General features: G+C 60.7%; 14 protein-coding genes. 7 read left to right on the top strand and 7 right to left on the bottom strand.

Going from position 1 to position 13,398, the window contains the following annotated elements:
* Positions 1 to 221: 221 nt before the first annotated feature.
* Positions 222 to 2,168, top strand: a complete 1,947-nt coding sequence (locus tag G5134_RS18275; RefSeq protein WP_421232123.1) for a ligand-gated channel protein — start codon at positions 222 to 224, stop codon at positions 2,166 to 2,168.
* A gap of 35 nt (positions 2,169 to 2,203) precedes the next feature.
* On the opposite strand, the gene G5134_RS18270 is transcribed toward G5134_RS18275, so the two are convergent.
* The 3 genes from G5134_RS18270 to G5134_RS18260 all read right to left on the bottom strand — a co-directional run bounded on the left by G5134_RS18270 (position 2,204) and on the right by G5134_RS18260 (position 5,911).
* Positions 2,204 to 3,691 carry a diguanylate cyclase domain-containing protein gene (locus G5134_RS18270; RefSeq protein ID WP_421232115.1) on the bottom strand — a complete coding sequence of 496 codons (1,488 nt, stop codon included), beginning with the start codon at positions 3,689 to 3,691 and terminating at the stop codon, positions 2,204 to 2,206.
* Between the two features lie 101 nt (positions 3,692 to 3,792).
* Entirely contained in the window at positions 3,793 to 5,178 is a 1,386-nt protein-coding gene (locus G5134_RS18265; RefSeq protein WP_005306091.1) for an ATP-binding protein, read from the bottom strand.
* Between the two features lie 10 nt (positions 5,179 to 5,188).
* Complete coding sequence (locus G5134_RS18260) at positions 5,189 to 5,911, bottom strand: response regulator (RefSeq protein WP_005306095.1); 723 nt, start codon at positions 5,909 to 5,911, stop codon at positions 5,189 to 5,191.
* A 179-nt stretch (positions 5,912 to 6,090) separates the two neighbouring features.
* On the opposite strand from G5134_RS18260, the gene G5134_RS18255 reads away from it, so the two are divergent.
* The 3 genes from G5134_RS18255 (at position 6,091) to G5134_RS18245 (ending at position 7,230) form a co-directional block, all read left to right on the top strand.
* A complete protein-coding gene (locus tag G5134_RS18255) occupies positions 6,091 to 6,264 on the top strand; it encodes a hypothetical protein (protein WP_017765550.1) in 174 nt (57 codons plus the stop codon).
* Positions 6,265 to 6,334: 70 nt separating this feature from the next.
* Complete coding sequence (locus tag G5134_RS18250; RefSeq protein WP_017782165.1) at positions 6,335 to 6,661, top strand: hypothetical protein; 327 nt, start codon at positions 6,335 to 6,337, stop codon at positions 6,659 to 6,661.
* 218 nt (positions 6,662 to 6,879) lie between these two features.
* Positions 6,880 to 7,230 (top strand): hypothetical protein, encoded by a 351-nt coding sequence (locus G5134_RS18245; protein ID WP_010635886.1) that lies wholly within the window; start codon positions 6,880 to 6,882, stop codon positions 7,228 to 7,230.
* 57 nt (positions 7,231 to 7,287) lie between these two features.
* Here the strand turns inward: G5134_RS18245 and G5134_RS18240 are convergent, their stop codons facing one another.
* The 3 genes from G5134_RS18240 to G5134_RS18230 all read right to left on the bottom strand — a co-directional run bounded on the left by G5134_RS18240 (position 7,288) and on the right by G5134_RS18230 (position 9,949).
* Complete coding sequence (locus tag G5134_RS18240) at positions 7,288 to 7,707, bottom strand: hypothetical protein (RefSeq protein ID WP_421232114.1); 420 nt, start codon at positions 7,705 to 7,707, stop codon at positions 7,288 to 7,290.
* Between the two features lie 140 nt (positions 7,708 to 7,847).
* Positions 7,848 to 8,849, bottom strand: coding sequence for a sensor domain-containing diguanylate cyclase (locus G5134_RS18235; protein ID WP_042050151.1), 1,002 nt, complete (start codon positions 8,847 to 8,849; stop codon positions 7,848 to 7,850).
* 188 nt (positions 8,850 to 9,037) lie between these two features.
* Positions 9,038 to 9,949 carry a helix-turn-helix transcriptional regulator gene (locus G5134_RS18230; RefSeq protein WP_421232113.1) on the bottom strand — a complete coding sequence of 304 codons (912 nt, stop codon included), beginning with the start codon at positions 9,947 to 9,949 and terminating at the stop codon, positions 9,038 to 9,040.
* Between the two features lie 75 nt (positions 9,950 to 10,024).
* Between G5134_RS18230 and G5134_RS18225 the strand changes: the two genes are divergently transcribed.
* The 3 genes from G5134_RS18225 to G5134_RS18215 all read left to right on the top strand — a co-directional run bounded on the left by G5134_RS18225 (position 10,025) and on the right by G5134_RS18215 (position 12,040).
* A complete protein-coding gene (locus tag G5134_RS18225; protein WP_065017572.1) occupies positions 10,025 to 10,423 on the top strand; it encodes a VOC family protein in 399 nt (132 codons plus the stop codon).
* A gap of 328 nt (positions 10,424 to 10,751) precedes the next feature.
* Positions 10,752 to 11,102, top strand: a complete 351-nt coding sequence (locus G5134_RS18220; protein ID WP_156559802.1) for a hypothetical protein — start codon at positions 10,752 to 10,754, stop codon at positions 11,100 to 11,102.
* Entirely contained in the window at positions 11,099 to 12,040 is a 942-nt protein-coding gene (locus G5134_RS18215) for a LysR substrate-binding domain-containing protein (protein WP_421232112.1), read from the top strand. The genes G5134_RS18220 and G5134_RS18215 overlap by 4 nt, the downstream gene beginning before the upstream one ends.
* 394 nt (positions 12,041 to 12,434) lie before the next feature.
* Here the strand turns inward: G5134_RS18215 and G5134_RS18210 are convergent, their stop codons facing one another.
* Positions 12,435 to 13,145 carry a winged helix-turn-helix domain-containing protein gene (locus G5134_RS18210; protein ID WP_005306127.1) on the bottom strand — a complete coding sequence of 237 codons (711 nt, stop codon included), beginning with the start codon at positions 13,143 to 13,145 and terminating at the stop codon, positions 12,435 to 12,437.
* Positions 13,146 to 13,398: the final 253 nt, after the last annotated feature.

Genomic DNA, 13,398 nt, shown 5'->3' with positions numbered 1-13,398 from the left:
CCTCTGCTGGCGAGAGGATAACCGCACAATATTAATGAGATTAATTATCATTTACACAATCATCAGTGATCACTACAATGCCTGCCGACCGCCGGGATCACTATTCGATTGAACCTGCCTGGTCCGGGTTTCACGCGGGATGCGGCGAGACCCCCCATCGATTCACCCAAAGGATGAATGCATCTTCTTACTAAAAAAGAGTTCAGGCCAACATGATAACAATGCACCGCAACAAGCTGACCACGCTCATTCTCGCCGTCCTCGCCGCCAACGCCCATGCCGCCGAACAGGAGGTCATGGTGGTGACCGCCTCCGGCTTCCAGCAGAAGATCGAGAACACCGCCGCCTCCATCTCGGTGGTGACGCGCGAGCAACTGGAGAAACGCGCCTACCGTGACGTGACCGACGCCCTGAAGGACGTGCCGGGGGTGGTGATCACCGGCGGCGGCAGCAGCAGTGACATCAGCATTCGCGGCATGAGCTCCAAGTACACACTGATGCTGGTCGACGGCAAGCGGGTCGACAGCCGCGGCACCCGTCCCAACAGCGACGGCCCCGGCATCGAGCAGGGCTGGCTGCCGCCGCTGCAGGCCATCGAGCGGATCGAGGTGGTGCGCGGCCCCATGTCCTCCCGTTACGGCTCTGACGCCATGGGCGGCGTCATCAACATCATCACCCGCAAGACCGCCAGCATGACGGCCTGGCAGGGCTCGGTGCAGGCCGACTCCACCTTCCAGGAGAACAAGGACTCCGGCAACATCTTCCAGAGCAACGCCTACACCGCTGGCGCCCTGGTGGATGGCCTGCTGGGGGTGCGAGTGAACGGTCTGCTCTCCCACCGCGGCGAGGATCAGTTCCAGAACGGGTTCGCCGAACAGGAGATGCGCAGCGGCACTGTGGTGTTCAGCCTGACGCCGGACGAGCACAACCGCTTTGACTTCGAGGCCAGCCGCGGTCTGCAGGATCGCAACCGTACCCCGGGCGACTCTCTGGCAGCCAAGGCCAAGCCCAGCCTGAACACCTACGGGCGCACCAACTACGCCATCACCCACGACGGCCGTTATGACTTCGGCTCTTCCACCAGCTACCTGCAGCGGGAAGAGAACACCAACCCCGGCCGTCAGATGAAGCTCATCAACACCATCGCCGACACCCATACCCAGTTCGAACTGGGGGCTCACTACCTGAGCGTGGGCGGTCAATACCGTCACGAGGATCTGCAGGATGAGGGCAACCAGCTCAACGTGGCCAACCGTGCCAATCAGCTGACTCGCTGGAGCTGGGCCCTGTTTGTGGAAGACGAGTGGTCGCTGACCGACAGCTTCGCCCTCACCGGCGGCGTGCGGATGGACCGTGACCAGAACTACGGCACCCACTGGAGCCCGCGTCTGTACGGCGTCTGGCACCCGGCCGAATTCTGGACCCTGAAGGGTGGCGTCTCCACCGGCTACCGCTCACCGGATCTGCGCATGTCGGCCGCCAACTGGGGCCAGGCCACCGGCGGCGGCACCCAGGACGGCATGCTGGTCGGCAACCCGCAGCTCAAACCGGAAACCAGCGTGAGCCAGGAGATCGCCCTGCTGTGGGATGGTCTGGAGGGGCTGAGCACAGGGCTGACTCTGTTCAATACCGACTTCGAGGACAAGATCTCCGAGATCCGCCGCTGCACCAGCAAGGATGATCCCTCCTGCACCCTGAACGGTCACACCTATGACTTCATCAGCGACCGCATCAACGTCGACAAGGCGAACATGCGCGGGGTGGAAGGCACGGCCAACTGGGCCATCAACGAAAAGTGGTCGCTGGCCTCCAGCTACACCTTCACCCAGTCCGAGCAGAAGAGCGGTCCGAACGAGGGCAAGGCGCTTAACCAGATGCCGCGCCACATGTTCAACACCACGGTCGACTGGAAGAGTACCGATGACGTCAGCCTCTGGTCACGGGTCAACTTCCGCAGCAAGACCTCGGACTACCTGAGCCGGGTCAGAATGGCCGACGGCACCCCTTCCTACACCTTCTTCGACACGGGTCTGGTCTACAAGGCCAACGAACATCTGAACGTCACCGCAGGCGTCTACAACCTGTTCGACAAGACGGTGGACTATAGCAGCTTCGGCACCGTGCTGGATGGTCGCCGCTACACCCTGGGCATGACCTACAACTTCTGATGACCCGCCGCCGCCCACCCTGGGCGGCGGTTTTTTTATTGCCCCGCCTCGTCGGCCATCTCTTTCACATAGCTTGCCGCCTGCCAGGTGTTGCGCCCCAGCGACTTGGCGCCATACATCAGCTGATCCGCCTGCAGCAGCACTCGTCGGCCCTCTGCCCTCACCTCTGCCGGCACCCACACCGCCCCCGTGCTGATGGAGATGCCAAGCTCCCCGGCGCTGGTCGACAGCTTGCGGCCATTGACCTCCCGCCCGATCCGCTCGGCCCACTGCTGCAGCGTCGCCATGTCGACCACCAGCAGACTGATGCAGAACTCCTCGCCGCCGATGCGGGCGAACAGGGCGCTGGCGGGCAACACCCGCTGCACGCGATCCACCATGGCCGACAGTACCTCGTCGCCGACCCCGTGCCCGAAGTGATCGTTGATCCCCTTGAAGCGATCGAGATCGAACAGCAGCAGGGCACACGCCTCGCTGCTGCTCAGTCGTTGTTCCAGCAGCGGCAAGAAGGAGCGCCGATTGAGGATGCCGGTCATGGAGTCGGTGCTGGCGAGACGCTCCAGCCTGGCGTTGGCCTGGATAAGCTCGGCGGTACGACTCGCCACCGCCCGCCGCAGCTGGATGATGTAGGCCATCAGCACCAGGCCGCCGACGGCCAGTAGCCAGGGCCAGAGATGTGCCGGGTAGACGGTCTCGATATGCATCCACTTGCGGATGATCCGCTCCCGATCCGCCTCGCCGATGCGGGCGAAACCTTGCTCCAGCTCTTGCAGCAGCGCCTGATTGCCCTTGGCGACGGCAAAGCGGACGTCATCGCTGTAGAGGTGGCGCACCGGGATGAAGCGGGTGGGATCCGCCGCGGTGTAGATGTAGAAGTTGGCCACCTGCAGGTCGGCGATGAAGGCTTCCAGTTCGCCGTTCAAGGCCGCGCGCAGCATGGCGTCGTTGTCATCGAAGGTGCGCAGCCGGGTGCGCGGGAAGTTCTTGCGGGCGTAGTACTCCTCGAACCCTCCCGCCACCACCCCCACGCTCTCGTGCAGCAGGTAGTAGTTCACGTCCGAACCGCGCAGGGAGTTGGCGAAGAAGAGCTGGGCGTCGAGGTGGGAGAGGGCCTGGCCATAGTCGTAGACCATATTGCGCTCCGGCGACCAGAGCAGGCCACCATGGACATCGGCCTGGCCGTTGCGAACCAGATCCAGCGAGCTCTGCCAGTCCACCAGCTTGAACTGGATGGGGCGACCGGTGACACGGCCATACTCGCGCCACAGATCGATCAGCAGGCCATCGGGCTGACCCGCTTCATTGAGATAGGAGAAGGGCTGCCAGGCCTTGGAGTTGGCCACGATGAGCGGTTTGGGCGCTGTGTTCGCCCATGCCGGCAATACCAGCGCCCAGAGCAGCAGCAACCACCCGTATCCGACTCGCCACCTGACTCCCGACTCACCTGCCATCCCTGTACCGACCCTGCTGTTTGGCCGTCTGCGCGGCCATCGATTATCACCATCTTCAGCATAGGAGAACAAGCATGAGCGAGTATGAAACGAGCGTGATGCCGGCCGGACCAGTACAAGACCAAAACGAACAGGGCGCCCGCAGGCGCCCTTTTCATCTGCTCGTTCGCCCCTCACAGCGGCAGGCTGATGCGAGCCTCCAGCCCGCCCTGCTCCCGGTTGTGCAGGGTCAGCTCACCCCCATGCTGGTGCACCAGGGTGCGGGCGATGGAGAGCCCCAGCCCCACGCTGCCGGATTCGGTGTTGCGGGCCTCGTCGAGGCGCACGAACGGCTTGAACACATCCTCCAGCCGGGCCGGATCGATGCCGGGCCCCTGATCGCAGACCCGGATCACCAGCTCGCTGTCGGTGCGCTCCAGCGACACTTCGGCGCTGCCGGCGTACTTGATGGCGTTGCCGATGAGGTTTTGCAGCACCCGGCGCAGGGTGTTGGCGCGGCAGGCGTAGACCTGCTTGCCCTCTGCCAGGCAGGTAACCGGCTGACCTGTGTCGGCATAGTCGTCGCACAGGCTCTCCAACAGGCTGACCAGGTCCAGCTCCCGGGTCGCCTCCTGCTGCCCCTCCTCCCTGGCAAAGCTGAGGGTGGCCGCCAGCATCTGCTCCATCTGTTGCAGGGTCTGCTGGATCCGCTCCTTGTCCTCCCCCTCGTCCAGGAATTCGGTGCGCAGCCGCAGGCTGGTGATGGGGGTACGCAGGTCGTGGGAGATGGCCGCCAGCATGCGGGTTCTGTCCTGCACGAAGCGATCGAGCCGGGTGTGCATGCGGTTGAAGGCCTGGATGGATTCGCGCACCTCGGTCGGCCCCTCCTCCCGCAGCGGCTCTATGTCCTCGCCGCGGCCGAGCCGGTCCGCGTTGGCGGCCAGCTGCTTGAGCGGCCGGGTAGCACGACGGAACAGCCAGATCATCATGCCGATCACCAGGCTCGCCACCAGCATCAGGTTGAAGGTGGTCTGCCAGGACCAGCTGGCCGACTCCTTGTCCACCAGCGAGCTGAACTGCAGCCAGCCGCCGCGCGGCAGCTGGATGGAGCCGTACAGCCGCATGTCCTGCGGCGGCGGCACCCCCTTGCGGTCCTTCATCATCCGGTTGTGGTGCTGCCAGGCCCGGCTGCGCTGGGCATCCTGCTTGAGCTCGGCGCTGATCTCCACCATCAGGGTCGAGGGGTAACCCAGCCGGGAGCGCACCAGTTGCTCGAAACGGGGACTGCGGTTGTCCGGCTGCAGCGGCTCGTCGGCGATGCGCAGCAGCAGGGTCTCGCTGCGGCTCGCCTTGAGGATCTCGTCATAGAGGGAGGGGGGTGAGAGGGCCAGCAGCCGCACCACCGAAACGATGCGCTGCATGGCGTTGCGACTGTTGACGTAGCCGAGCGCCTCTTCCCGATCGGTGCGATAGATCTGGATGCTGAGCAGCTGGATCAGCACCAGCCCGGCCAGCGCCACCAGGATGATCTGGCCGGTCAGCCCCTTGGGCCACAGCTTCGACCAGCCGCGTCTTAACATCCCCACCGCCTTATACCTGGGTCACATCGGCGGCGAACAGGTAACCGCCGCCCCAGATGGTCTTGATAAGCTCGGGATTCTTGGGATCCCGCTCCAGCTTGCGCCGCAGCCGACTCACCAGGGTGTCGATGGCACGGTCGAACGCCACCGCCTCGCGGCCGCGGGCCAGATCCAGCAGCTGATCCCGGCTCAGCACCCGCTGCGGCCGCTCCAGAAAGACCCGCAGCAGGTCGAATTCGGCGGTAGAGAGGCTCAGGCCCACCCCTTCCTCATCCACCAGCTCGCGCCGGTTGATGTCGAGCAGCCAGCGATCGAAGCGCAGATCCCGGGTCAAGGCCTCGGCCACCGGCTGCGGCTCGACCTGGGTGCGGCGCATCACCGCCTTGATGCGGGCCAGCAGCTCGCGCGGATTGAACGGCTTGGCGAGGTAGTCGTCGGCCCCCATCTCCAGCCCTATGATGCGGTCGGTCTCCTCCCCCATGGCGGTGAGCATGATGATGGGCAGGCTGGACTTGGCCCGCAGCTCGCGGCAGAGGGTCAGGCCGTCTTCTCCCGGCATCATCAGATCCAGCACCAGCAGATCGAACTCCCGCTCCTCCAGCAGCCGCTTCATCTCCTTGCCATCGCGGGCACAGCTGACCCGCAGGCCGTGCTGTTCCAGAAAACGTTTCAGCAGATCGCGGATCTCGCTGTGATCGTCGACCACCAGAATGTGGGTGCTGTTTTGATTCATGGGGACCTCCTGTTAGAGCTGGCACGAGTATACGAAAATCCGCCGGGCGGTTTGTGTCAAAGTGTGCCAGATCAGCAAGATGCCACACTCTGCTACAAAAAAGCGGCCGCTCGGCAAAGTTGAGACACAGACCGGCTGTTTACTGTGGCCACCCCATCGGTTGCAGGAGCAGACAGGCCATGCTGGCCCTCACCACCCCCTTGCTGCTGGCCTTTGCCGCCAGCGAAGCCCTTGCCAGACAGGCAAGGCGCACATCCGGCCAGACCGACCCAGTGCAAGCCGGCGCCGTCGACGCGGCAGCAGACGATACCGGCGTGCCCCCCGACCAGGCGACCGAGCCCCCTTCGTCATGATGCGCCCCCTCCGGTGCGCACCCTGACCTTCCCGCCGCCCCTGCGGCATCTCATCAAGGAGAATCGACTCATGATCAACAAGACCATGGCCCTGTTCATGCTGGCCGGACTGGCCCACACCGGGCTGGCCCAGGCAGCCCTGCCGGCCGACGTCAGCGTTGCCCCCGGCCTGCTGTTCGTCAACTGGCACGACACCGCCAGCAGCAGCGATGCCCATCCGACCCTGGAGGTCCACAATGCCGCCGGCGACCTGATCAAGCGGGTCCCTGCCCGGCTAAACGGCATGCAGCAGGTACGCCTGCCAATGCGGGCCCAGGGTGACCTGACCCTCAGCCTGGATGGCGAGAGCAGCAGCTATCGGATGCCCTACAACGTCGGTAGCGGTCGCCAGCGCTAAGCCGGCCAGCCTGAAAATACCCCGTCAGCGACCAACGCTGACGGGGTATTTTTATTGCCCGCCCAGCATGGGCCCGGTCAATGCCCAGTACAGGGTCATGGTGTCACACTCTGCTACAAAATAGGCTTCAACTGGCAAAGTTCAGACACCTGTCTGGTGTGTAATCAGGGTCAAGGCGAGCAAGCCGACCCCGAACTCAATCCGCAAGGAGATAGACCATGAAAAAACTGACCAAGACTCTGCTGACCGCCACCCTGATCCTTGGCCTGCCGCTTGGCGCCTATGCCGCCAGCGAAGCCGTCAGCACTGCCCAGCCCGGCATGATGACCGACTGCCCGATGGACGGCAGCGGCATGATGGGCGGCAAGCACCATGGCGGCCGCCACGACAAGATGGCCCGCATGCAGAACATGACCCCGGAGCAAATCCAGACTCACCTGCAGCAGCGTTACGACAAGATCGAAGATCCGGCCAAGAAGGCCGAGTTCGTGAAAAACCTGAATCTGCGTGCCGACGGCATGACCAAACACGCCGAAGCGATGAAGCAGTTCGCCGAAGCGCACCAGTAATTCGAAAGCAGCAAAAAGGGGCCCGCGGGCCCCTTTTTTCATGCACGTCGTTCAGACTCAGGCCTTGGTCTTGTCGGCCAGGCTCAGGGTCTTGACGGTTTCGCCTTCGAACTTGATGAGCACTGTTTTCTGGGCCACTTCGGACTCCTTGAACAGGCTCTTGGAGGTCTCTGCCAGCATGGGGGAGACCTTGTTCAGGGCGCCCAGATCATAGGTCCACACTTCCAGACCGGCTTCGGTCTTGGTGCTGGCCGGTGCGCCCAGCTTCTCTTTGATGGCCTGCTTGTTGGAGCCGCCTTCCTTGATGTCCAGCGCCTTCTTGATCGCCTCGTTGGAGGCGCTGTCCATGGCGGTGCCGGCCATCTCTTTGGCAGTGCTGGTTACGCTGCTGGTCACTGTGTCGGTCAGGGAGTCCATCAGGCCGGCGTTGGCCATCAGGGGCAGTGCAGTCAGGGCAACCAGGATGCTCTTTTTCATCGTTTCATGTCTCACGGGGTTTAAAGAGCGCGCATCAGACCAGCGTACCCGTACGGAGTCAAGATGAGGCTGCGGTCAAGACTCATTCGGGGGGAAGAATTAGCACCATTCGGCAGCCAGCGGCCTGGCGGGGCGGCTGGCTACTGGCAAATCTGGTTTTTGCCCGTCTGCTTGGCCTGATAGAGGGCCCGATCCATTCTGACCATCAGCTGACCCATGCTCTCGTCCGGCCGGTACTCGGCCAGCCCGAAGCTCATGGTGATGGGAAAGTGCTCGCACACCGGCGTCTCCATCAGCAACTGCCGCAGCTTGTCGGCCACCCGCCAGCCATCGGCCAGGCCGGTATTGGGCAGCACCACCATGAACTCGTCCCCGCCCCAGCGGGCAATCAGGTCTATTTCGCGAATGTGGCTGCGCACCAGCGCCACTATGTTGATCAGGGTCTGATCCCCCGCCTGGTGGCCGTGGCTGTCGTTGATCTGCTTGAAGTCGTCCACATCCATGGCGATGACGGAGAAGGGTTGCTGAAAACGCTTGGCCCGCTCGCACTCCTGCCGAATGGTGCGCTCCAGCCGGTAGCGACTGGCGGCACCGGTCAGGGCGTCGGTCTCCGCCAGCTGGCGATTCTCCTCCGCCTTCTGCTGCAACGCCTCGTTGAGCCGCACCAGCTCGGCGGTGCGCAAGGCGATCTGCTGCTCCAGGGTGTGATTGCGCCGCTCCAGCTGCTCCAGCAGCAGCTTCTGGGCGTGGATGTTGCGGTGAGCGCCGATCATCCGGGCCACAGAACCGTCCGGGTTGCGGGCTATGATGCGGCCGCAATCCTCGATCCAGATGTAGTCGCCGCCGCGGCTACGGCAGCGATACTCGACCCGGTAGTCGGGGGCGGCGCCGCTCAGGTAGGCGTCGAAGCAGGCCATCACCTGCTCCATGTCATCGGGATGGATCACGCTCTCCCAGGTGAAGACAGTGTTGCCGAGGGTGTGGGGCTCGTAGCCCAGCATCCGGTACCAGCCGGGATTGCGATAGACGAACCCGGTGTTGGCGTTCCAGTCCCAGATGCCGTCGCTCACCACCGCCAGGATGCCGTGCACCACGGCTTCGCTGACGTCCGAGATCCTGATCGTGTCACTGTCTTGCAGCATAGAGACCATCCTTGCCCTCTCACCCCCAACTGCGGGAAATGCAATCTGATTGAAGAAAAACGATTATGGGGAGACGACTCCCATGAAACCCAACTCTGTCGCGGCCAGCCGGCTAATGGCCCGTCTCCGGTTATCGGCCGCAATCAGGTTCGTCTGAACAACAGTAGCAACCAGTGTGACTCAATACACTAGCCTTTTCCGGTTTTAAAGGCGGGATGATGCCGGTGGCGATAGTGGCTGGGCGCCAGCCCGTGCAGCCGTTTGAAGGCGGTGGAGAAGTGGTACTCGTTGCGAAAGCCGCACTGCTCGGCCAGCAGCTTGACCGAATCGGCCCGACTGGCCAGCAACAGCGCAGCCCGCTGCAAGCGCAGCCGTTGCAGCAGCGCCATGGGCGCCAGCGCGAAGTGCTGCTGGCAGAGCCGGTAGAGCTGGCGCTCGGAGAGATGCAGGGCGCCGGCCATGCGCTCTATGTCCCAGGGCTCGGCCAGCGCCTCCTTGAGCAGCAGCTCGAGGCGCAGCGCCAGCCGCTCGCCGCGCCGCTGTCCCTCCCCCTTCTGCAACAGACGGCGCAGATAGAAGCCGAGCTGCTCTACCAGCAGGGCGCTGAGCAGCGGGTCCTGATGGCGCTCCTGCTCCGCATAGAGGTTCTCGATGGTGCGCAGCAGGGTGGCCTGCTGGGAGGTGCAACCCAACCGGGATTGGCTGGCGAAGGCATCCCAGGGGGAGTCCTTGTGCAGCAGCAGCCACACCAGCTCCCACTCGCTCGACCGCTGGCTCAGCGGCTCGCTCGGCTGCTCACTAAGCTGCTCTCTCAACTGATAGCAGAGCGGCTCCCCGGCCGGGATCAGCGCCCACTCCCCGACCTGCAGCCGCGCCATGCGCTCGCCCACCTGCACCTCCCCCTCGCCCCCCAGGGTCAGCAAAAAGCAGTGCATATCGGCAAAGCGGCGCGCGATACGGTAGCGGGTCTTGAGGCGGGAGAACCCCGCCAGCCACACCTGCTCCTGCGCGAGGGCCGGCAGCAGGCTGTCACAGCAGATCTGCTCGCGGCAGTCGGGGGAGACATCGATAAACTCGGTGTTGGCAGTTTCAGACATCATCAGGACGGACTCAGCCATGTCGAAGGGGCAGGCCCCAGCATAGCATTAAGGGCATCAAGTCACAGGAGACCAGCCATGCATATCCATCACGTCGCCATCTGGGCGCAGGATCTGGAGGCGCTCACAACATTCTACTGCACCCTGTTTGGCGGGCAGGCCAATGAGCGCTACCACAATCAAGCCAAACAATTCAGCTCCTACTTCGTGCGCTTCGAGGGAGGCGCCAGCCTGGAGCTGATGCACACCCCCATACTATTTCCGGCAGATCTCAGTCTGCCGCACCCGCTGCAGGGGCTGGCCCATCTCGCCTTCTCCCTCGGCAGCACAGAGGAGGTGGACAAGATGACCGCCCGCCTCAAGCTGCTCAAGGGGGCCGAGGTGAAACACCTGGACGGCCCCCGCTGGACCGGCGACGGCTATTACGAGAGCACCTTTCTCGACCCGGAAGGCAACCGGCTGGAGCTGACCATCTAATGCCTCAATGATCCCCTCACCCTGCCCTCTCCCAACGGGAGAGGGGATAAAGCAGCATCGAAGATATGATCGCCAGCCATGTTGATTCGGTTGAAGGAAAAATGGCCAGCCAAGTCGCTTCGATTAGCGCAGCATAATTGAGCGAAGGTCGCATTATTACGCCCTTCTCCCCTTGCGGGAGAAGGGTCGGGGATGAGGGGAAGGCAAAAGAGATTTAACAGCAAACGTTGGACTTCGTTCAACCACCACCTTCGCACCAGATTGATTGATGCGGGTCTCAAGCAGAAATATATACGGGACTACCAATCGCCAGGTCATATCACCTGAGGTGCAATACCATATCTCAGACAGGGTGACACCAGCGCAACTCAATATCATATTCAGAAAAATAAATATTAATTTGGCCCGCGGTACCAAAAACAGCGTCTCAATATTTAATCCTGTCTCTGGCGTGATGCTGCTTTTGATTGTCATCATCGTGCAGCCCCATATCGTGTCGCAACCAGTCTGGCATATTCTCCTGCTTGAATGTGCGGGCCTTGTCGGCCCTTCTGGTCAATATTTTCATGATCGATTCGATCAGATTGCTTCCTGCCGTTTCCATGATAACCTCGCCTTTATTTCGCCGTTTGATTGGACGTCGAGTGTTATTAATCCGGGCCAGGAAGGCCAACGATGAAAGCTAACCAGACACATAAGCGCAAGTTATACATCGCCCAGATCGGCGCCCTGCACACCTTCGAGGCGGCGGCCCGCCACGGCAGCTATTCCCGCGCCGCCGAGGAGCTGTTCATCACCCAGGCGGCGGTCAGCCAGCAGATCCGGGGGCTGGAACAGAGTCTGGGGGTCAAGCTGTTTGTCCGCGAGGGGCGCAACATGCGCCTGACCGAGCGGGGTGCACGCCTGCTCCCCTGGGTCAGCCAGGGCATGGCGGCGTTCGAGCAGGGCATGGCCGCCCTCGAGTGTGAACCGCTGGCAGGGGTGCTGAACGTCACCGTCATTCCCTCCTTCGCCAGCCGCTGGCTGATGCCGAGGCTCTGGCGCTTCGTCGAACGCCACCCCGAGGTCGAAGTGCGCCTCAACGCCAACCCCCAGGTGCAACCCATAGGCCGGGGTGGCATGGATCTGGCGATCCGCTACTGCAACCGGGTCGACCCCGAGCTGAGCTCCTGCCTGCTGATCCGGGAGTGCGTCTTTCCGGTCTGCTCGCCGGCCCTGGCCGAGCGGCTGCAGCGTATCGAGGATCTCTACGACACCGTCATCGTCTCCGGGCCCGACTACGCCGGAGTCTCGTGGGAGAAGTGGCTGCAGGAGTCTGGCTATCGGCTCGACCTGAGCCGGATCAAGCGCTTCGAGGTCAACAACAGCCTGGCGATCGACATGGTGCTCTCCGGCAAGGGGGTCGCCCTGAGCCGCAACGTGCTGGCGGGGGATCTGATCGCCAGCGGCCTGCTGACCCGCCTCTTCACCAAGAGCTACAACCCCGACAACGACTACCACCTGATCTGGGATCCCGACTCCCCCCGACTGACCCGGATCCGCTGCTTTATAGACTGGCTCAAGGAGGAGGTCGCCCAGGGCCCCGGCTGCCAACCGGATATGCAGGCCGAACCATAAGCCAGAGGCGGTTGGAGGGGGGGGATATTCGACACTCGAATCTCTGGCTTGCCGAAACCCCGGCCAAGGGAGCCTCCAATCAGGTGATCGTCGGATTACGCGACCATCCGGTTACGCGATTGTCCGATTACGCGACCGTCCGATTACGCTTCGCTAATCGAACCTACAAATGCCGGATAATCCCTTGGTGCGAAAGATATAAAATGATGCCCAACCTCCCTTCTCCCGTTTATTAAAAAAGGAGGAGAAGGGTCGGGGATGAGGGGGAGGAAAAAAGAGATTACACGGTAAACGTTGGGCTTCGCTACGCTCAGCCACAACCTACAAAATCGGTAGGTTGGTGCTGAACCTGCGAAGCCCAATATACGAGTTCGAGACTAGGGCAGATCTAAAACTAAACTGTAAGCGCTGGCATTGATATGGTGCGTCTTGTGCTCTTTGGCAGATATGAACCGTAAGGGAAATATACATTTAATATTTCATCCTGCTTATACTCCATCAAATTAATATTAATTCCTCTTTGTGGAAGAGTTTCTCTCTGAAAATCTGAAACCAATCCCAATACTTTTAGCAGTGTTAATGCAGGAAATATATCTTTATAGTTGATGCCTATTTTTGAAATTATTTTTGACAAAGACACTTCTGAATATTCATCATCATTCCCTCTAATAGCCAGTAAATACACCAGTAGCTTAAGGGCATGTAATTCAACAGGGTGACGGTTCGATATCATTTTAAAAAAATTGATTTCCCCACCCTTATCAACAACATCCCTAATAGGAAATTTGCACCATCCAGGGTTATTATAATTAGGTATGGTATATATCCTAACCCTTCTCCCAGTTGCTTCTATTATATTATTAGCTATGAGCCACTTCAACGCTCCACTAATTACTGTACGACTCAAGTTAGCGACAGATGATATCTCATCATAAGTTATGGCACAACTATTCTTGGGGTTATCACTTGGCGCTAAACGAATGCATATCAATATATATATTTTTATGACGGCAATATTTACTGCAACATTTTTATTAGCATTTAAATTTTTCAGCTTTCCAATGACAATCCATTTTGATGGCATTTTAGCCCATGACAACTGCATTATACTCTCCCCAGTAATAAAGCAACCGCGAGGAAAAAAATAGAAAGACATAATACAAAAAATGACAATGAAGCAGCATTTTTTGACACAAAATCCAGTAACTCAATAACCTTATCCAAAAGATCCATTTAGTACCCACCTGTACGCACTTTGGCTCATGTGTAGGCATTATGTAATGCAAACAGGGGCTTTCCAATAAGGAAGTACTAGTCTCTTCTAGAAGTAAGCTACGCATAATACATTGATATTAAAT

Origin of the sequence: Aeromonas sp. 600276 (assembly GCF_049175815.1) — a bacterium.
Taxonomy (GTDB): Bacteria; Pseudomonadota; Gammaproteobacteria; order Enterobacterales; family Aeromonadaceae; genus Aeromonas; species Aeromonas dhakensis.
The sequence above is the reverse complement of the archived record's forward strand: the minus strand, read 5'-3'. Positions and strand labels throughout refer to the sequence as shown.

Excerpts from the sequence above, each read along its gene's own strand:
- G5134_RS18275 (WP_421232123.1), top strand. The coding sequence starts at position 222 with ATGCACCGCAACAAGCTGACCACGCTCATTCTCGCCGTCCTCGCCGCC.
- G5134_RS18265 (WP_005306091.1), bottom strand. The coding sequence starts at position 5,178 with ATGTTAAGACGCGGCTGGTCGAAGCTGTGGCCCAAGGGGCTGACCGGC.
- G5134_RS18260 (WP_005306095.1), bottom strand. The coding sequence starts at position 5,911 with ATGAATCAAAACAGCACCCACATTCTGGTGGTCGACGATCACAGCGAG.
- G5134_RS18255 (WP_017765550.1), top strand. The coding sequence starts at position 6,091 with ATGCTGGCCCTCACCACCCCCTTGCTGCTGGCCTTTGCCGCCAGCGAA.
- G5134_RS18250 (WP_017782165.1), top strand. The coding sequence starts at position 6,335 with ATGATCAACAAGACCATGGCCCTGTTCATGCTGGCCGGACTGGCCCAC.
- G5134_RS18245 (WP_010635886.1), top strand. The coding sequence starts at position 6,880 with ATGAAAAAACTGACCAAGACTCTGCTGACCGCCACCCTGATCCTTGGC.
- G5134_RS18240 (WP_421232114.1), bottom strand. The coding sequence starts at position 7,707 with ATGAAAAAGAGCATCCTGGTTGCCCTGACTGCACTGCCCCTGATGGCC.
- G5134_RS18235 (WP_042050151.1), bottom strand. The coding sequence starts at position 8,849 with ATGCTGCAAGACAGTGACACGATCAGGATCTCGGACGTCAGCGAAGCC.
- G5134_RS18230 (WP_421232113.1), bottom strand. The coding sequence starts at position 9,949 with ATGATGTCTGAAACTGCCAACACCGAGTTTATCGATGTCTCCCCCGAC.
- G5134_RS18225 (WP_065017572.1), top strand. The coding sequence starts at position 10,025 with ATGCATATCCATCACGTCGCCATCTGGGCGCAGGATCTGGAGGCGCTC.
- G5134_RS18215 (WP_421232112.1), top strand. The coding sequence starts at position 11,099 with ATGAAAGCTAACCAGACACATAAGCGCAAGTTATACATCGCCCAGATC.
- G5134_RS18210 (WP_005306127.1), bottom strand. The coding sequence starts at position 13,145 with ATGCAGTTGTCATGGGCTAAAATGCCATCAAAATGGATTGTCATTGGA.